Source organism: Synechococcus sp. MU1625 (assembly GCF_020514205.1).
In the GTDB taxonomy this organism is placed as follows: Bacteria; Cyanobacteriota; Cyanobacteriia; order PCC-6307; family Cyanobiaceae; genus Parasynechococcus.
Map to the genome: position 1 here is coordinate 468,227 of NZ_VTLA01000001.1, position 18,913 is coordinate 487,139.

The following is an 18,913-nucleotide window of genomic DNA, read 5'->3' on the forward strand; positions in this document are numbered from 1 at the left end:
ATCAGTGCAACTGATCCAACGGTTCAATGCTTCGCTTTCAACCGGTCGCCCCTTTGGTGCCGCAATTCGGCACTTTCGTGCCGGATCATGGGTGCAACGGTTTTGGTCGGATGGACTGGCAACCAGATGCCTTGGCAGCCCTTAAAAAAGATGTTCCTTTCTTCGTGCGTCCTGCTGTCCGCAAACGCGTTGAGGCGATGGCGAATTCAGAAGGACGCTCTGACATTGATCTGAGCTTCTACCAGTCCGCAAAGCAGGCGATGGCGCCAAGCTGAGTTTCAGGTCGGGTCCAGATCGCAACGTCGAAGCTCTGGCTGGGTGAGCCTGTCAATAATCCGTGCCATATCAACGGCAGTCAGTTCACCGTTGTCGTCCCACTTGAGTGTGGTTTTGCGCTGGGCAGGGTGATTGCCGGAAGCGCGTTCTGCAGAGCGGTCAGGTCCCAAGTCTGATCACCAATGTCAGGAGGCTCACACATTAGTCGTTCTCGTGGGGGTCGTTTACATGCTGATAGGTGTTGATGTGTTAAGTGGAGCGAGTCCGGCCCATTGGCGTAACGGCGCCCACTGATCCAGGCGCTGGTCCAGCCAGCGGTGTCCTTCGGCGTTGAGATGAATCCCATCGGGTTCCATCCAGGTCAACCAGTCGGGCTCCTCCTGCATCTCCTGATGCACGGGCAGGAAGGGAACATCCGCCTCGCGACATTGTTCCGCCAGGGCTGCTTCTGTCGCTGCGATCTGCCGATTGCTGTACCAGAGGCAGCCGGCAAAAGGCATGACGTGCTCATCCACTGCGGTGAGGCCCAGAACAAAGACCTGAATCTCCCGCCCCATTTCACCGAGGAGCTGGCTGATGCCGAAGGCATAGGCATCCACCTCTAGCTGCGGTCTGCCGTCGATCCGACCAACTCTGGCTGTGTCATTGAGCCCAACACTGAGCAGTAACCCGCCAGGTGTCTGTCGGCGCAGTTCACCGCGACAGGACCACTCGCTCCGCCAACGGGACGCGACGCGTTCCAAGCCGTCTCCGCGTACGCCCAGTGGATAGACGACTGGAGCAGCAGGCAGATTCATCCAGCGCATGCGAAGCCTCTGACACCAGCCGCCCTCCTCTCGGTCCCCCCATCCATGCACCCCACTGTCCCCCAACACGATCAACTGACGGGGGGCTTCGTTTGAACTGCTCATAACGCCATGGCTCGGCTGTTCCAGCTCCCCTGAAGACGTTCGCCCAGGCTCTCACCCAGCAGCGTGAGCACAGCAGATGTCAGCACGATCCAAAACACCAACCACCAGTGAAAGGAACTGAGGGCTTCCATCAGTTGCCAGCCAAGGCCGGCTCCCCCGACGAGTCCGATGATTGCGGTGTCGCGCAGGATCACATCGATTCGGTAAATCGCATAAGTGAGGTAAGGGCGGCTGACATCAGCCAGCGGTCCATAAAGCCAGCTAACCCGTGGGGAAGCGCCGCAGGACTTCAGCGTCTGGGCGGAACGCAACCCTGTGTTTCGAATGTCGTCCATCAGCACCCGTCCCATCACACCGCTGTGGTGAAGCCCAAGGGCCAGCCCTGCAAGGGCCAGACTCGGTTTGGCCAACATCAGCAACAGCAGTGCTGTGAGCGGGGCCGGGAGTAGTCGCAACGCTCCCCACAGCAACTCCTGGATCCGGAGGCTGGTCTGACCAGGCCAAACCAGAAGCAGCAGAGGAGGCAAGCCCGTGGCAATGCAACCGGCGATCAGAGTGATCCATAACGTTGATGCAATCACCGCTGGCCAAGAGATCTCAAGGGCAGCACTCAGGCCTTGCGACCCATCCATCACGTTGGCGAAGAGCACAGACCACTGGCCGACAGGCCATGACAGCTGCAGATCCAGGTGTGTGCCCCAGGCGATGGCGATCAAAGGGCTCAGCACTGGAATGATCAGCATCCGCGACCAGCCACGCAGCATTCGAAGGCAACGATCGAGAATCACCATGGCGATGGCCAGCAACCACAGGCCACTCCACATCTCCTGAAACTGGAGCGAGCGCAGGCTGAGACTGAGGTCCGTACCCAAGCCACCGAGGCCGAACACGCCAAGAATGAGTGCTGAGCGAAGCGCGCAGTCGAGGCGGTGGCCAACGTGGTTGCAAAGCGGCTGCGCCAGGGGAGGAACAAGCCCCGTGAGGATGACGGCCCATGGTGCGGCGCCGCTGCCCTTGAGCACGGGGAGGGCAGGGGAGACATGACAGTCCACCTGATCAGCAATCACACGCGCCATCAGCACCGTGTAAGGAATGGCGATAGCGCAGACAGCAACCCAGCCATTCAGCCCGAACACCTGGAGCAACAACAGCCCCCAAATCAGTTCATGAACAGCTCGCAGGGGGGCCAGGCAGCGACGAAGAAGCACTGCTGGCCAGCTCACACCCGTCACAATCTCCGAAACGGTGATGGAGCAGAGGAGACCGAGTCCCACGCCGAGAACACTGCTGATTCCCCACGACAGCAACGCGATGACCAGGGTGATTTGAAGACCGTTCAGCAAGCTTCCCAACACAACGGCATCGAGTGACGGATGCACCGCTGCAGCCGCGAACTCCTGCAGAAGAGGCAGCCCTCCGCCATGACCGTCCCTGAACAGCACAGCCACGATGCCAAGCAGGCTCAGGCCAGGTAGCAGTGGGATCAGCGGCAGCGCCGGTTTCAGGGTGATGCGTACAGCCATTCCATCTGATCACGATGAATCGTCTCCGGGGCCGCATCGATCACCAAGGCACCATGACGAAGCCCCAAAACCCGATCAAATCGATGAATTAGATCGGGGCGATGCAGGCTGATCAGGCACGCCGGTAACAGCAGAAGAGTGTTGAGGACATCGTCCGCAAGGGTGGGATCGAGAGCCGAAAGGGGCTCGTCAGCCAAAACCATTTCAGGCAGCTGACGCAGCAAGCGGGCCAGGGCTACCCGTTGGCGCTGACCTCCCGAGAGCTCTCGAACGGGCTGATTTAAGAGTGAGGCATCCAGATTGACCTGGTTCATCACCTCGAGACAGCAGTCCTGTTCGAGGGGACCCATCAAGTTTCGAAGAGCCCAGAGCAGACCATGGCGTCCGAGGGCTCCACTGTTGATGTTCTGGATGACACTCAGTTCCTCCACCAGGCGAAGGTCCTGCCAGAGCGTGCCGATGCGCCGCTGTTGCCGCCGCGACAGGTGTTGATGGGGTTGCCCACACCAGTGCACCGATCCAGCATCGGGTCTCAAGGCCCCGTTGCAGAGCTTCAAGAGAGTGGTTTTGCCGGCGCCACTGGCACCGAGCAAAACCACCCGCTCATCCGCGCGAAGCGTCAATGTGATCGGTTGGAGCCGTTGACCCAGGCAGGCTTGGGTCAGCTCCAGCAGAGCCGTCAACGGATCTTGCCGAGCTGCCGACCCACAGTTTCGATCATCACGTAGTCGCCGTCCTCAGCAGGGATAAAGCGTTCAGCACCGAACAACTCCAGAATTGCGGCACCATTTTCTGTCTCTGCCGATAGCTCCAACAACGTGGATTGCAGGTTGTCGGTGAAGCCATCGCCAAAGCGAGCATCAAGATCGGGGCGCACAACCCAGTGGTAATCCACGTAGGGCGGTGTCCTCCAGATCACCTTCACCTTGTCGGGGTCAACACGACCGTCCTTCACATTGCTGCGCCAGACCTGTTCATTCAAGGCACCTACCTCATAGGCACCGCTCTGCACCACGGCGATCGTGGCGTCATGGCTACCGCTAAAGCCGGGAGCTCCTCCCGCGAGATCGTCAGGTTTTACGCCGTTTTCCCCCATGAAGTACTGGGGCATCAGGCGGCCTGAGGTGGAACTCTCTGAACCGAAAGCCAGGCGGCGTCCTTTCAGCTCAACCAGTTGGTCTGCACTGGTAAAGGGGCGTAAACCACTTGCGCCATTGGCGATGAACACGCTGGTGAATTCGACATCTATATCCCGTTGTGCCAGCACGCGAGCGCCAGGCGTCTGAAGCCTTGCTTGCACGCCGGTGAGTCCGCCGAACCACACCAGATCAAGGCTGCCGGTGCGGAAGGCGCTGACCGCCGCTGCGTAATTACTGACCGGTGCATAACGAACGGGAACCTCCAGCTTTTCACTGAGTTCCTCTGAGAGCGCGCCGTAGAGGCGATTCAGTTTCTCTGGGTTCTGGTCTGGGATAGCTCCGATCTGCAAGACGGCCTGTTTGGCGTCTTTTTCAGGAGCAGCACAGCTGGTCAAGCTGGCCGCGATGGCCAGGCCAGTGATCAGGCCGGTGGCGATCACGGCCCGCTGTTCTCGTACAGACATACAGAGGTCGTAGAGGATCAGAGTGGATCAGATGGCACTGAGCAGTCGCTCCAGACGCTTCAGACCATCGTTGATCGTCTCATCCGAAACGGCACACGACAGACGGATGCAACGGTCGTCGCCGAAGGCGAGGCCTGGGACGACAGCCAGGCCTTCCTGTTCGAGGGCTTGGCGACAAAACTCCATGGAATCCGGTGCCCCGTCGGGCAGGCGCGGGAAGGCATAAAAGGCACCCTGCGGAGGAGTCAATGTGATGCCATTCAGCGCTACTAGTCCTTCTGTGAGCAACGTGCGCCGATGGTTGTAACTGATCGCCATCTCTCGAACGCAGTCCCTGGATCCCTCAATCGCAGCCAAGGCACCCCGTTGGGCAAAGCTGCACACATTGCTGGTGCTCTGGCTCTGAAGTGCTGAGGCGGCCTTGATGACGGCTGCATCACCGGCGAGGTATCCCAGGCGCCAGCCCGTCATGGCCCAGCCTTTGGCAAAACCATTCACGGTGAAACACCGATCGCGGATCTCCTCGGCAATCGCAGCAAAGCTGCAGTGCTGTTGGCCGTCAGCCAGGAGATATTCATAGATCTCATCGCTCATCACCATCAGCTGGGGGTGACGGGCCACAAGTTCGGCGAGAGCCTCGAGCTCGGCCCGTGGCATGACCTGACCGCTGGGGTTTCCGGGTGAATTGATCACCAGAAGACGGCTGCGGGTGGTGATTTGCTGCTCCAGCAAGTCGAGATCCAGGTGGAATCCCTCATCAGCTTTCGTGGGGATGATGGTTGTGCTGGCACCAGCCAGGGCAGCCATCTCCGGGTAGCTCAGCCAGTAAGGAGCAGAGAGCAGCACCTCATCGCCGGGATTGAGCAGAACCTGGAACAGGTTGTAGATCGCTTGCTTCCCGCCGTTGGTAATCAGAACCTGCTCAGGTTGGGTTGGAATCTCGTTTTCAACAGTCAGTTTGTGTGCGAGCGCGGCACGTAGATCTGGATCGCCGGATGCGGGGCCGTACCGGGTGAAGCCTGATGCGAGTGCCCGCTGTGCTGCTTCAACAATGAATGGGGGTGTGTTGAAGTCCGGTTCTCCTGCACTAAGGCTGCAGATGTCTTTGCCGCTGTCGCGGAGCGCTTTGGCCTTGGCACTGATCTCCAGCGTCAAGGACGGTTTCAGGGCCACGGCCCGATCGGAAAGTTCTGGCGGGCGTGGCATCAGTAACGCACCTCCCCGCGGCGCGTTTAAAACGACATCATCCTGCCTCAAATGGTGTCGCAGACAACCTTGATGTCACCGCACAAATGAACGCGATGCAGATCAGTTGGGTTCTGGCCGCTGATGACACCGGCAACCTTGGCCGCTTTTACAGCGACTTGTTCCAGGCCAGGTTGATTCCTGGGATGGCAGACCACCACTGCGTCATTGAGTTTGGCAATGGAGCCCGGCTTGAGATCTACAGGCCCTCGCGCAAGCGCTCTTTTCCAACGCGTGGGCGTGCGTTGGCTCCTTGTTTACGTTTGGATCCATCGCTAGATCCGCTGCCTGAGCTTCAAAGTCTTCTCAGCACGGCCCTTGAGCGTGGTGGATCACTTCTGGAGGAAGCGCGGGTCGAAGCCTTTGGTGCCGAGGCCTGGATCAAGGATCCTGAGGGCAATCCACTGTTGCTGCTGGCTCCCTTGGCCTCTGCTGATTCGATGTCATGACCGGTTCAAGCCTGGAGAATTGCCACCTCTGCACGGCCTGTGAACTGGCCAGCACGCGCCAGACAGTCGTCATCAGTCGCGGCAATCCAAACGCTGATCTGATGCTGATTGGTGAAGCCCCAGGAGCTCAGGAAGATGACCAGGGCATCCCTTTTGTAGGTCGCTCCGGTCGTGCGCTTGATCAATTGCTACGGGAGGCGGACCTTGACCCCTCCCGTGATTTGTACATCTGCAATGCCATCAAGTGCAGACCGCCGAATAACCGGCGACCGAAGAAAGCAGAGCTGGCCGCCTGCCGTCCGTGGCTGAATCTTCAACTTGAGGCCATGAACCCCAAAGTGATTGTGCTCACCGGAGCAACCGCTGTGGAAGCAATCCTCGGGATCAAAGGAGGCATGACCCAGTTACGCGGCCAGTGGCAGAGCTGGAATGGACGGGCTGTGATGCCGATTTTTCACCCTTCGTATCTTCTGCGGAATCCCTCCAAAGCGGCAGGTGCTCCCCTAGATCTGACCCGACAGGATCTCGCCGCGATTCGTCATCGCCTGTGCGAGCCTTGGACTGCTTCCAACTCAGCTCCATGACTGCCCTGGATCGGCGTTACGACACCAAGATCCACCGCCGTGTAACCCGCACCGTGATGGTGGGGGATGTGCCTGTGGGAAGTGAGCACCCGATCGTGGTGCAGTCGATGATCAATGAGGACACTCTCGATATTGAGGGGTCGGTTGCCGGGATCTTGCGACTTGTGGAGGCCGGCTGCGAAATCGTTCGGGTTACCACCCCTTCCATTGGTCATGCCAAAGCCATGGCCAAGATCCGGGCTTCGCTGAGGGCGCAGGGTTGCACGGTTCCCCTTGTGGCCGATGTTCACCACAACGGCATCAAGATCGCCCTGGAAGTCGCCAAGCATGTCGACAAGGTTCGAATCAATCCAGGTCTTTTTGTTTTCGATAAACCCGATCCAGACCGGCAGGAGTTCACCAAGGAAGAGTTCGAGGCCATTGGTGCACGCATCCGCGAGACCTTTGAACCCCTAGTCACCCTGCTGCGGGATCAGAACAAAGCCCTGAGAATTGGGGTCAATCACGGCTCGCTTGCCGAGCGGATGCTCTTCACCTACGGGGACACCCCCGAGGGAATGGTCGAATCAGCGATGGAATTCGTTCGGATCTGCCATGAGCTTGATTTCCACAACATCGTGATTTCGATGAAGGCCTCGCGAGCTCCGGTGATGCTTGCGGCTTATCGGCTGATGGCAGACACCATGGACAAGGAAGGCTTCAATTACCCGTTGCATCTGGGTGTAACGGAAGCCGGAGATGGAGATTACGGAAGGATCAAGAGCACGGCGGGGATCGCCACTTTGTTGGCGGATGGTCTCGGCGACACCTTGCGGGTCTCGCTCACGGAATCACCAGAAAAGGAAATTCCTGTCTGTTACTCGATCCTCCAGTCGCTGGGACTGCGCAAAACCATGGTCGAGTACGTGGCCTGTCCCAGTTGTGGTCGCACCTTGTTCAATCTGGAGGAGGTGTTGCACAAAGTGCGGGATGCGACCCAGCATCTGCAGGGTCTTGATATCGCCGTGATGGGATGCATCGTCAATGGCCCTGGAGAAATGGCTGATGCGGACTATGGCTATGTCGGCAAAGGGCCAGGAACCATCGCTCTGTATCGCGGTCGCGAAGAAATCGGCAAGGTTCCGGAAGCTGATGGCGTTGAGGCTCTGATCCAGTTGATCAAAGAGGACGGTCGCTGGGTCGAGCCTGCCTGATCTCGTTAGGGTGAAGACTTAGTCCTGAGGGGACATGGTCCGGAGTCAGCGCCTGCGTTCCTTTGTTCGGTCGACTCCACTGCTCCTGATGCTCGGTGTCGGAGGAGTTGCCACAGCCATTGGCATCAGCTCTCCGGGGTTCTCCCTGCCATCGGCTTCCGGCGGCTCGATTCGTGACAGCCCCAAGGAGGTGATTGATCAGGTCTGGCAGATCGTCTATCGCGATTATTTGGATTCCACGGGCTCCTACGACGAGACGACTTGGCGTCAACTGCGCAGCGATCTGTTGAGCAAGTCCTATGGAGGCAGTGCTGATTCCTACGAGGCAATTCGTGGCATGTTGGCGAGCCTCGATGATCCCTACACGCGTTTTCTTGATCCGAAGGAGTTCAAGGAAATGCAGATTGACACTTCGGGAGAGCTGTTGGGTGTTGGCATCCAGCTCAGTCTCGACAAGGTCACCAAGGAGTTAATCGTTGTTTCTCCAATTGAGGGAACGCCTGCATCCCGTGCCGGCGTTCAGCCCAAGGATGTCATCGTTTCGATTGACGGTGCCTCCACGAAGGGCATGACCACCGAAGACGCTGTCAAGTTGATCCGTGGCCCAGAGGGGACCGATGTGGTGTTGGGACTCAGGCGCCAGGGTCAGGTTCTGAATGTGCCGCTGAAACGGGCGCGCATCGAGATTCATGCCGTGAAGTCCACGCTCAACACGGCCCCTAACGGCCGCAAGGTGGGCTACATCAGGCTTAAGCAGTTCAATGCAAACGCATCTCGTGAGATGCGAGAGGCCATCAAGGATCTTGAGTCTCAGGGAGCAGAGGGCTATGTGCTTGATCTGCGCAGCAACCCTGGCGGATTGCTTGAGGCCAGCGTCGATATTGCACGGCAATGGTTGAACGAGGGCACCATCGTCAGCACCCGCACTCGTGAAGGAATTCGCGATGTCAGGCGTGCGACTGGCAGCGCGATCACCGACAAGCCCCTTGTGGTGCTGATCGATCAGGGATCTGCCAGTGCCAGTGAAATTCTTTCCGGCGCACTTCAAGACAATTCCCGCGCTCAGCTCGTTGGTCAGACAACCTTCGGCAAAGGTCTTGTCCAAGCCGTGCGTGGCCTGGCGGACGGATCAGGCCTGACGGTCACAATCGCGAAATATCTAACACCCAAAGGAACGGATATTCATAAGAACGGGATCCAGCCTGATATAGCTGCAGCGATGTCTGAAAAGGAAATCAAAAATTTCTCGATTGATGATTTAGGTACTCAGAGGGATAGCCAATACAGAACTGCAGAAGGGACCCTGCTGAAGCAAATCAAAGCAATCAAGGCTGGCACAACATTCCAGCCAGGCAAAGCCAATCTGAGTTACGCCTTGCCGTAAATCAGGAGATTGGCTGCATTAAGCCACCACCGCCACCACCGTTGGAGTCGTCATCGTCGGACGCTCCAGGTTGGAACAGTGCATAGACACCGAGTGCAGTGGCACAGAAAACGCCGCTGATCAGTTCCAGAGAGACGCCACCGGCACCGATTTCGACGAATTCACCCATGTCCAACGGTTTGCGATGCGACCATTGTAACGAAGAATTGCGTGGTTGGTAACGTTTTTCTCAGAATTGACTTGAGGCCTCAGACCTCAACCACTTCCGCGTTCTTGGCACTCAGCTCCTCTTGGCGCTGGGCCTCGGTTTTGCCGTCGGCATCGGGAATCTGGGCCGCCATCAATCGAAGCCACTCCATCAGCTGTTCGAGTTGCTTCTCCATGGGCAGCACTCCGAGACCACGGGCCATCACTTTGTGTTGGATGCCACTGCCGGCCTGATAGACCAAACGGCCATGCAGGTGCTGGGGTAATCCCTGGCGTAGCAAGCGGAATGCCGGTTCTTCCATGGGAGTCTCGAACACCACGTTGGGTTTTTCCGGTTTGATCCTGGAGAAGCCGCAGCGCTTGGCCAGAAGCTTGAGTTCCATCAACTGGAGAAGAGATACAACTGCAGCGGGCAGTGCCCCATAGCGATCGGCCCAACCCGCGGCAAGTTCCACGAGAGCTTCGGCCGTTAGGCAATCAGCAGCAGCTCGGTAGGCAGCGATTTTCTCGTCGGGGTCGGTGATCCAGTCGGCAGGTACGAAGGCGGTCACCGGAAGATCCACCTGGGTGTCATCAACACTGGGAATGTCCTGCCCCTGAATTTCGGCCAGCGATTCCTGCAGCATTTCCATGTAGAGATCAAAGCCGATGGTTTCCATCTGGCCGCTTTGCTGCACACCGAGCAGATTGCCCACCCCACGGATCTCCATATCCCTCATGGCGAGCTGATAGCCACTGCCCAGCTGGGCAAACTCCTGGATGGCGCGCAGTCGTTGACGGGCGTTATCGCTCAGCGAGGAGTTTCCGGGATAAAACAGCCAAGCGTGGGCCTGAATTCCACTGCGACCAACGCGGCCCCGCAGTTGATACAGCTGGGCCAAGCCAAAACGGTGTGCGTCCTCAATCAGGATTGTGTTGACGCGAGGGATATCCAGGCCACTTTCAACAATGGTGGTGCAAAGCATCACATCAGCTTCGCCGGCATTGAAAGCCACCATGGCGCTTTCCAGCTCGCCTTCGGCCATCTGGCCATGGGCCACCAGCAGTTTCAGGCCCGGCAGCATGTCTCTTAGGCCAGCGGCCACCTCTTCGATTCCTTCCACACGGGGAACCACGTAAAACACTTGTCCCCCCCGATCCAATTCCTGGCGGATGGCGCTACGTACGGCTTCAGGATCGAGTGAGGCCAAGTGCGTTTTGATCGGACGACGCAATGGTGGTGGCGTCGTGATCAGGCTCATCTCCCGAACCCCCGAAAGACTCATGTACAGCGTTCTGGGGATTGGCGTTGCCGACAACGTGAGAACGTCCACGTCCTTCCGCAACACTTTGATTTTTTCCTTCTGGTTGACCCCGAAACGCTGTTCTTCGTCCACCACAAGTAGGCCTAGTTGTTGAAAGGCGGCTCCTTTGCTCAACAACTGATGCGTTCCCACCACCGCATCGATGGTTCCTTGCTTGAGTCCGTCCAGAATGTTTTTTCGCTCCGATGCTGTGCGGAAGCGATTCAACAGCGCCACCTTGATCGGATAGGGCGCAAAGCGTTCCGACAACGTCCGCCAATGCTGTTGGGCTAACACCGTTGTCGGTGCCAGCATTGCCACCTGCTTCCCGGCGGTGATTGCCTTGAAGATTGCGCGGATAGCGACTTCCGTCTTGCCGAAGCCAACATCACCACACACAAGCCGGTCCATCGGCTCCTCTTTCTCCATGTCCCGTTTCACGTCGGATGTGGCTTTCAGCTGATCTGGCGTTGGTTCGTAGGGAAATGAGTCCTCCATCTCCACTTGCCAGGGGCCATCTGTTGGGAACGCAAAACCAGCTGCTTGCTGTCGTTCCGCGTACAGCTTCACCAGGTCAAGGGCAACCTTGCGAACCGCCTTCTTCGCCCGTTCCTTGGCTTTGTTCCAGGCACTGCCACCCATGCGGTTGAGCTGAGGCGGCGTTTCACTTGTGGCGCGATATCGACCAAGGCTCCCCAGTTGATCGGCTGCGACGCGGAGAATTCCGTCGGCGTACTGAACCACGAGGTAGTCGCGAATGTCACCGGACATCGCAAGTTTTTCCAGGGCTTTGAACCGTCCAATTCCATGGTTCCGGTGCACGACAAAATCCCCGGGTCGCATCTTGTTGGGGTCGACGGTGCGGCTGGCCGCCTTGCGTCGACGACGGACGTACCCACTCGAACTCAGACTTTGCTGCCCGAAGAATTCACGGTCTGTCACCAGTGCAATCCGCCAAGCCGGCAGTTGCAGCCCCTCCAGTTCTGCAGTCCCCCTCACTTTCAAAGCAACGGGTGTGTTCTGCTCAATCAGTCGCGAGATGGCGTTGCTATCTCCCGCGTTTGGAACAAACCGACTGATGCAGTCGTGCTCTTCCAGCAAGGCAACAGCTCGACTTGGCTGAGCGGAGATCAACCACACAGCTGTGCGTTCGGCCTGAAATCCCTTGATCAGTTCTCCGAGCTTCCCGAATTGGTTGGGATAGGCCGGGACAGGTCGGCTGGCCAGATCGAAGCTGTTGGGGTGCTGGTCGACCTCCAGCAGTTCTGCCATGTCGAAGCCATGGAAGACCTCGGTCAACCCATAGGCGGCGTCGATGTTGCGATGAAGAACTGCAGGCCAGATCTGTTCGCACTCGGATTGATCGAGACCTGCCTCAGCAGCCATTTCAAGGTGATGCTCTTCAACGTGGGCAAGCCACTGCTGGCCGTGGGCTACTCCATGGCGACGTTCATCAATGACGATTGTTGTGGTGTCGGGGATGTAGTCGAGCAGGGAGGCTGGTTGCTCCCAGACCAGGCCCATCAGCCGACGCATGCCTTCCGGCGTGCCACCGTCAAGAAGTTGTTCTGTGGCTTGATCCCCGAGGAGTCGCTCCAATCCATAAGGCATCAACGTGCGCAGCTGATCGGCCACAAGTGGTCCGAACCCCGTTGGAGTCAGTCGAAGAGCATCGACTGAATCAAGTGACCGTTGGCTTGCTGGGTCAAATTCACGCAGCTTGTCGAGTTCTTCGCCGAAAAACTCAAGCCGAACAGGCAGCTCACTGCTCACCGGGAAGATATCGACAATGTCGCCCCGACGGCTCCAGCTTCCTTCCTGCTCGATTGTTGTGACTCTCTCGTAGCCGAGCTGGGCCAACGTTTCGCCCAGCTCTTCCAGATCGACTTCATCGCCCTTACGAAGCGTGCGAGTCGTGCTCTTCAACGCATCTGGAGGTGGGAGATGCGGCTGGAGACAGCGTTCCGTTGCCACGATGGCCCATGACGATGCATCGGGATCACCCAACAGATCACTGAGAACTTGGAGTTGTCCCCAGATGATTTCGCTTGTGGGATCAAAGGGTTCGTAGGGAGAACCTTCGCTGGTGGGATACAGGCATGCCTGGTTCCAGCCCATCAACTCCAGCAGTGCCGTCCAACGCCCTGCTTCCTCCAGCGTCGGGACCACCACCAGTAGAGGCGTGCCTCGACGTTGGGCGAGTGCACTGGAGACCAGTGCACGGCTGCAACGGCCTGCTCCGCGCATCAACAGACGATCGGCGCGGCTGGAGCGCTCATCGAGCTCACCGGTGAGTGCAGTTTCCCGCAACTTGGTCACCAGAGAACGCAGCGGCATGGAGGAGATTTCGGCAATCACCGATTTTCGCAATCCACAGGTGTCAAGTGAGGTTCGAGCTGAAAGCCAACCAGCTGTCCCTACAACAACCCAGCAAGCGAACCGTTAGGTGCATTCCCGTTCCCCTCGTCTCGTCTCTAAACGAGAGCCTCCTGTCAGCCCTACTGATTATTTGCAATGAGTTCAGGCTTAGAAGCACAGAGGCGAGATGGGTCTTCTAGCGATTTGAGGCTTGAAATTAAAACTCAAACATCACCCTGAAGCTCTTGATTTCATTTTAATGGGAACTCTTCAATAATCTCAAAAGATGCTTTGAGTGCGTCTAATGATCCCCGTAAAAGCAACGAAAGCTACATGCAGCGGCCTGTTCAAATCTAGTTTTTAATCAGTATGCCTACAACAATGACCAAGCACACTGACCGCATCACTCGCGTCACGAGTGCTCACCCTGAGATTGACATCAATACTTTTCGAAAGCTTTTGGTTTCAAAGTACTTATTGGCAGCTAAGGACATTGATAATAATGTCGAGGATCTAAATCTAATCATGGAAGAGTTTACTGAGCTATTGATTAAATCGGACGACCAACAGATTGAAGCACTCGCTGGTTGGACGTGGGACCTTGAGCCAGGAAGCAGTTTTCGCGCCATGTAGTTGATCTATAAGTTCAGCCGTACTGGGCCGCCGATGAGGGATGCCTGTCGGGTACGGCGCTTCTGTTAAAAGCTGTACTGCTCCGTTCCTTCATGTCTGATCAGGTCACTTTGTGATCTATGCAGAAGAACGGAGTGACAAGGGTGGGGACGAGTGGATGGGGCAACTTCACTCTGGGAGGGTGGCGCAGGTGAACCGAAGGAGAATTCTCTCCTTGAGGTGCTGACGTCGCTACCGGCATCATGCGATGGATCAATGCCGATGAGGTGACGGATCTGATCTGGTTAATGGGTGGGTGGCCTGAAAGCGTCACGGTTGAGGAGAAGTTTTGTCAGGCTAAATTGCCCGACTAGCACCTATTCATGGCGACTGACCTCACAGCCGTCCTGCTCTCGTCAGTGTTCCTTGGGGTTGGCTTTGTTATCGCCAAGTACTTTCCCGAAGCCTCCCTGTTGGCAGGCGTGTTCCTGGTAGGGCTAGCAGTTCTCAATGTCGCCTTGGCTATTGCGTCTTGATCGGTCCGACGGATGACACTCAATCACCACCAATGGCGCAGGCTTAGGCACAAGAGCACAGATTATCCATGGCCGATCAGAATTAATTGGTTGACTAGGTCGTCGCCATCTAGCTGAATACCAACCCAGTCGGCACTTACTAGTTTCACAATTTAGTGATTTTGCTGCAACTATAAAGTTTATGGCAAGTACTCCCTATTCAATCAATAAGATGCGATCAGCTACGTTCCACCGGTCGATGCCGCGCTATCGCTGCCCGTCTTGCTGTTGTGGTCCAGCGCTTGTGCTGGACCCTCCGAAGGGGGTAATTCCGTTTTGTTCCAGCTGCGCGACTCCTTTACAGCGTCAACCACTGGTACGTCCGATCCCTTTGTTTGTGCTGCTGACTGTGGGAGCAGTACTCGTCGCGTCATCCATACCTATCATGTTCAATCCCCAACCACCTCCGAGATCCAAATCAGAGAAGCTGGCCTAGCGCATGGTTTTCGGTTCAATACGGAAGTAATGGTGCATTCATGACCCTCGGCCGTTTTCTGATCTTTTTTGTGGTCGGGCTTGTGTTCGCGATCACGATTCCCCAGCTGAGTTGGCTCTATTGGGTTCTGGGAGCTTCTGCACTGTTGGTTGTATTCCAACTGATCCGCTCCTGACTTGCAGGAGCCTCTGGTCGTCTGAGAAACCGCGAGGCAGCGCTGGACGCAGCTTCGGAGCTCTGGCTTGAGTCCAGAGGTTCGCCTTAGCTCAAGACAACCAGCAAGCGTCGACTGAGAAGGTCAGAACGTCGTGGGCATCACGATCATGAGCCTTTGTGATCGCAATGCAGGCCAATTGGCCCTCGTCAAAGCAGGATTTCGACTTGAGCACAAATTTTGCGGCGTCACTATGGGACCAAACCGCTAAGCCCTGTTGTTGTGTTTCATCGTTATAAATGTCCCAAAGTTCAGCGAACCGTTCTGCTTCTGAACCATGCATAAACTCATCAAGAGCTTCATCTGCACCAACCTCACGGAACCGCTCAAGAAATGATCGTATCAATGGATCGTCGATGACGTTGCTTGTGGCTATCGCACCAGTAATGCCCCGAACAGATGTTCGGACGATTCGATGCGGGTTGGTACGGGCGTCGATGATGACGATAGGGCACTGCAGATCCCAAGCACTTCGATTCTTGAGTTCGCGCCCTGCTTCGGACATATCGTCCCGAAGCGCACTGATCAACTGCCGGACAAGATGGTCGTGATCTTCCATGATTTACTGTATCGCCAAGTACTCCTTAAAAAATGAATAAGGTAACGATTGAAAACATTGAGATCCTGTAAGAAGACTTAGGGCTGAATATGATTTGACAAACTACTTCCAAAAGTGACTGCTGATACAGCTCTTGGCACTGATCACAACGAAAAGATTGTGATCAGCTTCATTGCAACCTCGCAATAGCCTGCCATCACTGATTATCAGCTCCTTCAATTGCATTCCAATATGCGTGCTTCAGTTGGATTCAGACTCCCCTTCTCGAATATTTTTGTTTTATCACTGATGTTGTTCAGTGATCAATCACTGGTCCATGCTGGACCCTGCCAAAGTTATGAAGCAGCTTACAATCTAGAGGTAAAATTGCGTGAAGGCTTTTCGTTAGAGCAAGCAAAAGAAAGTGTTATCGAGCAGGATTACTCAGATGGGTCTGCTGCATGTTTTTCGAAAATCAAGCAAGAAATTAAACAAATGCCTTACGCTTTCCCCCTCGTTCATCGCGCTCTGTATAAGACAACTCGTCGATAATGTCTCCTAGGCTTAAGCGCCCATCTTCATGTCCTGAATCAGATTCAATCAGTCAACAAAGGTTGGTTAAAACAGCCCTGATCACCAGCCACAAAACTTTAAGGAATATGTGCTCTTATGCTTCGATCTTGAGTAGAGACAAAGGAATGAACTAACCACTTTAAATATTCTCTGCTGATGAGTTGCTTGCGAGGTGCTGAACGGGATTTGTTTTAGTCAAAGCATGAGGTATAATAAGTCGACACGTTGTAAAGACCATCACAGAGTCGTCAGTGACAAAAGCGATTGACCAGAAATCCAAGCACCTCGAGAAGGCTGCCGAGTTCTATCTTCGGGCTAAAGAGTTGATCGAAGTGAATGAAGACTGGCAGTCTTGCGGGTCTATGATTCTCAAGGCTCTTGCTGAAGAAAGGAAGTCTGAAAATACTGGTCTTCAGGTTATGAACGTTATTAAGTATCAAAAACCCAAGACCAAGCTTGAGTTTAGTTTCCGCAGTTGACATCTGCTTTCCAACAGCTTTGTTATGAGGAGCTTCCTCAGTAACTACATCCTAAAGACACTGCTTGCGATGGATCTTCTTCAGTGCCAGATCTGATAACTGAAGCTGGCTTCTGCCAGAGCACGAAAAACTTCTTGCTTTTTTCCAAAAGGAACTGCTGTTCTGCAGGGTCACCGCCACGCCAGTACGTCAGTGCATCACATGTGGTTTTGTATTCCAAACGCAATGCGGTGAGGTCATAGGAGAAGTGCCAATCGCATGATCCATAGGACTCAAGCTTTTTCATATGTTACAGAGGGAGTCAAATGCTTGACGTATCAACTGATGCTGTCATATTGGGGCGCTTTGATGTAAGTTTTATCTTAGTTGTCGATCCGCCTTGACGCTTCCGCTTCACCAGCAATTTGAAAAGCAGAAATTTGCTGCGGCAATTGAATCAGCTTCCGATCTTGATGAGATCAAAGGAGTCGCTGCCATGCTGCTGAATCTTTATTACCAGCAGCTCTCCGCAACGATCGCGATTGCTGAAGGAAAATTGGGCTGAGATTGCATGTACCGACAGGTTTTTGCTGTCTTCAGTCGTAGTCCTGACATGTAATAACGATTCAAGTAATGCTATTCAACATGCAAACTTTGCATGTTTTTATTGAGTCTCTCTTGTGGATCAGAATACCTCTTGAGTTCGTGAAAGATAAGCTTCATATTTATGGTATGAATTCAAGCTCGGTGTCATGGGCCACTGACAGGAGCCACAGACAGGGGCCATCTCCCCCTTCAGGAACGAAGCAGGGGAAATGGCCGGAATGCGCAGAGTTTTTGACGATTCACTCTGCCGCAATCGGCATGGACGCCGTATCTGTCCCTGCCGCAAACCTGTTTTAAGTCAGTGAATTGGAACATTCCTGAGTCCAATTGCTTATTTTTATTTGACGAAGCCTTGGTATTTGAGTGATCCAAGAGTGTGCTCGTCCAGAAGCATGTTGTTTTACATAAATCTCAGTAGAGGACTTACTTAGTGACGGCTCGATCATTTGTTTCGTTGAATCGCCGAGGCTCTATTGAGGCAAGCAATGGCTTGCTCGCGCGCTTTAGCGCTACTACAAAGCCTTGCAGCGCAGCGGGTTGCCGATAAGCAGAGCTAGGCCTTCAACCTTTTTGGCAGTTGGTTTTGCGTTGATTGGCTGTGAAGACGCAATAAAAAACCCAGGCTTTGAGCGTTGGCCTGGGTCTGGGGTGGTTGGAACCTCTTAGTTTTAAAACGGCTATGCATGTATTTCGTGAGCGATGGCTGAGAGTTCAGCTTTCGAATTCGATGCGGTGTCGGCCGAGAATCAGTGCATGTTGTGTGGCCGACGGTGATGCATCACCGGAGCGATTCGGCCACGTAAGTAGCTTGATTGCCCTGGGAGTGTCTTGCGATACACCACCAAATTTCTTAAGGAAAAACGGACTTGACCCCGGCCGAAGCCGAGGCCAAATCGCTGCTCTCGTCGGGCATCGCTCTGCCCGGCTTTCGGGTCCACCTAGCGACCCGACGACTCGATGATGGGCCGAAAAGTGCGTGGGTGTAGTGCCGCAGTGAGCACTTTCCCGAGATCCACAAAATGTCGGCTTGTTCCGAGATTTCTGATAGGCCTAGTTGGTATAGGCGTGCCAATGCTGCCGTTTCTTCACCACGTCAACTTGATCTCTCCTCCGTGCGGCCCCTGGAAGGAGACGCTCCCTGACTTGTTCCGAGGTTCGTAGTAGGGGCCCCATTCGACGGGTCTGCGGCCTGTCTACCAGGTCCCATTCCTTACGCAGCGACCATTTCCTGCGAAGTGATAACCAATGGCACACACGAAGTGATCGTGCTTGTGCTTGTGGTGTTGCTTGCAATAGCCAGCGTCAAGCGCTGGTCCTGTCTGAATCCAATGCCCCCCGCACCGCATTTTTAAGCAGCATGGGCAGGCTGAGCTCCGATCGAAACAGCTTGAACTGCTGCCAAGACGGCCACGAATGCTGAACGTCGTCCAAGCATGAGGCTGGAATCAATTGTTCCCACCCTGCTCAGGTCTAACTCTCTTGTCAGTGACCAAACCATGCCTGTCCAGCTTCTAGCCGAGTGAACACCTGTGCGATGCCAGCAGACCAACGCTTGACCTGTCGATCGCACCGTTCGTGATGAAGCTCATCGCCCCAGTCCCTGTCGATCAGTGCAGATAGGCATGGCGTTCACTCCGCAGATGAGGACTCTCACAACGGATGACGGAGGACGTCATCGACGTTGTTGGAGTAGAGCGTCGAGGTCCGCGCTGCGTGTTGGGTAGCGGTCATTACCGTCTGCTTCACGTCGGCGACACAGGGGGCGAGTCCATCGTGGTTCATAAGCGTGCTTCTGTGTGAACTCGGAGGCTGATGAGTCAATTGTTTCAATGAGCTGAGCGTCGTTTTCCCCAGCAGCCTGTCGTTTTCTGTAAGTGGCTGTCGC

Annotated in this window: 19 protein-coding genes; 10 read left to right on the plus strand and 9 right to left on the minus strand. The window is 55.4% G+C overall.

Going from position 1 to position 18,913, the window contains the following annotated elements; genetic code table 11:
- Window positions 1–26: 26 nt before the first annotated feature.
- Complete coding sequence (locus FZX13_RS02720; RefSeq protein ID WP_370630769.1) at window positions 27–275, plus strand: PCP reductase family protein; 249 nt, start codon at window positions 27–29, stop codon at window positions 273–275.
- Window positions 276–278: 3 nt separating this feature from the next.
- On the opposite strand, the gene FZX13_RS02725 is transcribed toward FZX13_RS02720, so the two are convergent.
- The 6 genes from FZX13_RS02725 to FZX13_RS02750 are packed head-to-tail and all read right to left on the minus strand — an operon-like array spanning window position 279 to window position 5,519.
- Window positions 279–446, minus strand: a complete 168-nt coding sequence (locus FZX13_RS02725; RefSeq protein ID WP_170952109.1) for a hypothetical protein — start codon at window positions 444–446, stop codon at window positions 279–281.
- A gap of 54 nt (window positions 447–500) precedes the next feature.
- Complete coding sequence (locus tag FZX13_RS02730) at window positions 501–1,187, minus strand: GDSL-type esterase/lipase family protein (RefSeq protein ID WP_115023202.1); 687 nt, start codon at window positions 1,185–1,187, stop codon at window positions 501–503.
- Window positions 1,184–2,710 (minus strand): ABC transporter permease, encoded by a 1,527-nt coding sequence (locus tag FZX13_RS02735; protein ID WP_226407044.1) that lies wholly within the window; start codon window positions 2,708–2,710, stop codon window positions 1,184–1,186. The genes FZX13_RS02730 and FZX13_RS02735 overlap by 4 nt, the downstream gene beginning before the upstream one ends.
- A complete protein-coding gene (locus tag FZX13_RS02740; RefSeq protein WP_115023198.1) occupies window positions 2,689–3,393 on the minus strand; it encodes a phosphonate ABC transporter ATP-binding protein in 705 nt (234 codons plus the stop codon). Before FZX13_RS02740 ends, FZX13_RS02735 begins: the two co-directional genes overlap by 22 nt.
- Entirely contained in the window at window positions 3,390–4,313 is a 924-nt protein-coding gene (locus FZX13_RS02745; RefSeq protein WP_226407046.1) for a putative selenate ABC transporter substrate-binding protein, read from the minus strand. The genes FZX13_RS02740 and FZX13_RS02745 overlap by 4 nt, the downstream gene beginning before the upstream one ends.
- Window positions 4,314–4,340: 27 nt before the next feature.
- Entirely contained in the window at window positions 4,341–5,519 is a 1,179-nt protein-coding gene (locus FZX13_RS02750; RefSeq protein WP_226407048.1) for a pyridoxal phosphate-dependent aminotransferase, read from the minus strand.
- Window positions 5,520–5,614: 95 nt separating this feature from the next.
- Between FZX13_RS02750 and FZX13_RS02755 the strand changes: the two genes are divergently transcribed.
- The 4 genes from FZX13_RS02755 to FZX13_RS02770 are packed head-to-tail and all read left to right on the plus strand — an operon-like array spanning window position 5,615 to window position 9,168.
- Window positions 5,615–6,007 carry a VOC family protein gene (locus FZX13_RS02755; RefSeq protein ID WP_226407050.1) on the plus strand — a complete coding sequence of 131 codons (393 nt, stop codon included), beginning with the start codon at window positions 5,615–5,617 and terminating at the stop codon, window positions 6,005–6,007.
- Complete coding sequence (locus FZX13_RS02760) at window positions 6,004–6,591, plus strand: uracil-DNA glycosylase (protein ID WP_115023190.1); 588 nt, start codon at window positions 6,004–6,006, stop codon at window positions 6,589–6,591. The genes FZX13_RS02755 and FZX13_RS02760 overlap by 4 nt, the downstream gene beginning before the upstream one ends.
- Window positions 6,588–7,784, plus strand: a complete 1,197-nt coding sequence (ispG, locus tag FZX13_RS02765; protein ID WP_166016502.1) for a (E)-4-hydroxy-3-methylbut-2-enyl-diphosphate synthase — start codon at window positions 6,588–6,590, stop codon at window positions 7,782–7,784. The genes FZX13_RS02760 and ispG overlap by 4 nt, the downstream gene beginning before the upstream one ends.
- 34 nt (window positions 7,785–7,818) lie before the next feature.
- Window positions 7,819–9,168: a S41 family peptidase gene (locus FZX13_RS02770; protein WP_226407052.1), complete on the plus strand. Its 1,350-nt coding sequence runs from the start codon at window positions 7,819–7,821 to the stop codon at window positions 9,166–9,168.
- A 1-nt stretch (window position 9,169) separates the two neighbouring features.
- On the opposite strand, the gene FZX13_RS02775 is transcribed toward FZX13_RS02770, so the two are convergent.
- Window positions 9,170–9,337, minus strand: a complete 168-nt coding sequence (locus tag FZX13_RS02775) for a hypothetical protein (protein ID WP_006849887.1) — start codon at window positions 9,335–9,337, stop codon at window positions 9,170–9,172.
- A 79-nt stretch (window positions 9,338–9,416) separates the two neighbouring features.
- Window positions 9,417–12,995, minus strand: a complete 3,579-nt coding sequence (mfd, locus tag FZX13_RS02780) for a transcription-repair coupling factor (RefSeq protein WP_226407054.1) — start codon at window positions 12,993–12,995, stop codon at window positions 9,417–9,419.
- Between the two features lie 402 nt (window positions 12,996–13,397).
- Here mfd and FZX13_RS02785 point away from each other — a divergent pair, with 402 nt between their 5' ends.
- Window positions 13,398–13,649, plus strand: coding sequence for a hypothetical protein (locus FZX13_RS02785; protein WP_226407065.1), 252 nt, complete (start codon window positions 13,398–13,400; stop codon window positions 13,647–13,649).
- Between the two features lie 1,030 nt (window positions 13,650–14,679).
- Window positions 14,680–14,814 carry a hypothetical protein gene (locus tag FZX13_RS12885; protein WP_255613917.1) on the plus strand — a complete coding sequence of 45 codons (135 nt, stop codon included), beginning with the start codon at window positions 14,680–14,682 and terminating at the stop codon, window positions 14,812–14,814.
- Window positions 14,815–14,905: 91 nt separating this feature from the next.
- Here FZX13_RS12885 and FZX13_RS02790 read toward each other — a convergent pair whose 3' ends face one another.
- Window positions 14,906–15,412, minus strand: coding sequence for a hypothetical protein (locus FZX13_RS02790; RefSeq protein ID WP_226407067.1), 507 nt, complete (start codon window positions 15,410–15,412; stop codon window positions 14,906–14,908).
- Window positions 15,413–15,631: 219 nt separating this feature from the next.
- Between FZX13_RS02790 and FZX13_RS02795 the strand changes: the two genes are divergently transcribed.
- The 3 genes from FZX13_RS02795 (at window position 15,632) to FZX13_RS02805 (ending at window position 16,987) form a co-directional block, all read left to right on the plus strand.
- The gene (locus FZX13_RS02795; RefSeq protein ID WP_226407069.1) at window positions 15,632–15,943 is read left to right on the plus strand and encodes a hypothetical protein; all 312 of its coding nucleotides are present in this window, start codon (window positions 15,632–15,634) and stop codon (window positions 15,941–15,943) included.
- Window positions 15,944–16,215: 272 nt separating this feature from the next.
- Window positions 16,216–16,443 carry a hypothetical protein gene (locus tag FZX13_RS02800; RefSeq protein ID WP_226407071.1) on the plus strand — a complete coding sequence of 76 codons (228 nt, stop codon included), beginning with the start codon at window positions 16,216–16,218 and terminating at the stop codon, window positions 16,441–16,443.
- 379 nt (window positions 16,444–16,822) lie between these two features.
- Window positions 16,823–16,987, plus strand: a complete 165-nt coding sequence (locus FZX13_RS02805) for a hypothetical protein (protein ID WP_226407073.1) — start codon at window positions 16,823–16,825, stop codon at window positions 16,985–16,987.
- Window positions 16,988–18,913: the final 1,926 nt, after the last annotated feature.

What these genes read in the sequence shown, in the direction of transcription:
- FZX13_RS02745 (WP_226407046.1), bottom strand. Translation starts at nt 4,313, where the DNA reads ATGTCTGTACGAGAACAGCGGGCCGTGATCGCCACCGGCCTGATCACT.
- FZX13_RS02760 (WP_115023190.1), top strand. Translation starts at nt 6,004, where the DNA reads ATGACCGGTTCAAGCCTGGAGAATTGCCACCTCTGCACGGCCTGTGAA.
- FZX13_RS02755 (WP_226407050.1), top strand. Translation starts at nt 5,615, where the DNA reads ATGCAGATCAGTTGGGTTCTGGCCGCTGATGACACCGGCAACCTTGGC.
- mfd (WP_226407054.1), bottom strand. Translation starts at nt 12,995, where the DNA reads ATGCCGCTGCGTTCTCTGGTGACCAAGTTGCGGGAAACTGCACTCACC.
- FZX13_RS02770 (WP_226407052.1), top strand. Translation starts at nt 7,819, where the DNA reads ATGGTCCGGAGTCAGCGCCTGCGTTCCTTTGTTCGGTCGACTCCACTG.
- FZX13_RS12885 (WP_255613917.1), top strand. Translation starts at nt 14,680, where the DNA reads ATGACCCTCGGCCGTTTTCTGATCTTTTTTGTGGTCGGGCTTGTGTTC.
- FZX13_RS02735 (WP_226407044.1), bottom strand. Translation starts at nt 2,710, where the DNA reads ATGGCTGTACGCATCACCCTGAAACCGGCGCTGCCGCTGATCCCACTG.
- FZX13_RS02785 (WP_226407065.1), top strand. Translation starts at nt 13,398, where the DNA reads ATGACCAAGCACACTGACCGCATCACTCGCGTCACGAGTGCTCACCCT.
- FZX13_RS02750 (WP_226407048.1), bottom strand. Translation starts at nt 5,519, where the DNA reads ATGCCACGCCCGCCAGAACTTTCCGATCGGGCCGTGGCCCTGAAACCG.
- FZX13_RS02775 (WP_006849887.1), bottom strand. Translation starts at nt 9,337, where the DNA reads ATGGGTGAATTCGTCGAAATCGGTGCCGGTGGCGTCTCTCTGGAACTG.
- FZX13_RS02720 (WP_370630769.1), top strand. Translation starts at nt 27, where the DNA reads ATGCTTCGCTTTCAACCGGTCGCCCCTTTGGTGCCGCAATTCGGCACT.
- FZX13_RS02730 (WP_115023202.1), bottom strand. Translation starts at nt 1,187, where the DNA reads ATGAGCAGTTCAAACGAAGCCCCCCGTCAGTTGATCGTGTTGGGGGAC.
- FZX13_RS02790 (WP_226407067.1), bottom strand. Translation starts at nt 15,412, where the DNA reads ATGGAAGATCACGACCATCTTGTCCGGCAGTTGATCAGTGCGCTTCGG.
- ispG (WP_166016502.1), top strand. Translation starts at nt 6,588, where the DNA reads ATGACTGCCCTGGATCGGCGTTACGACACCAAGATCCACCGCCGTGTA.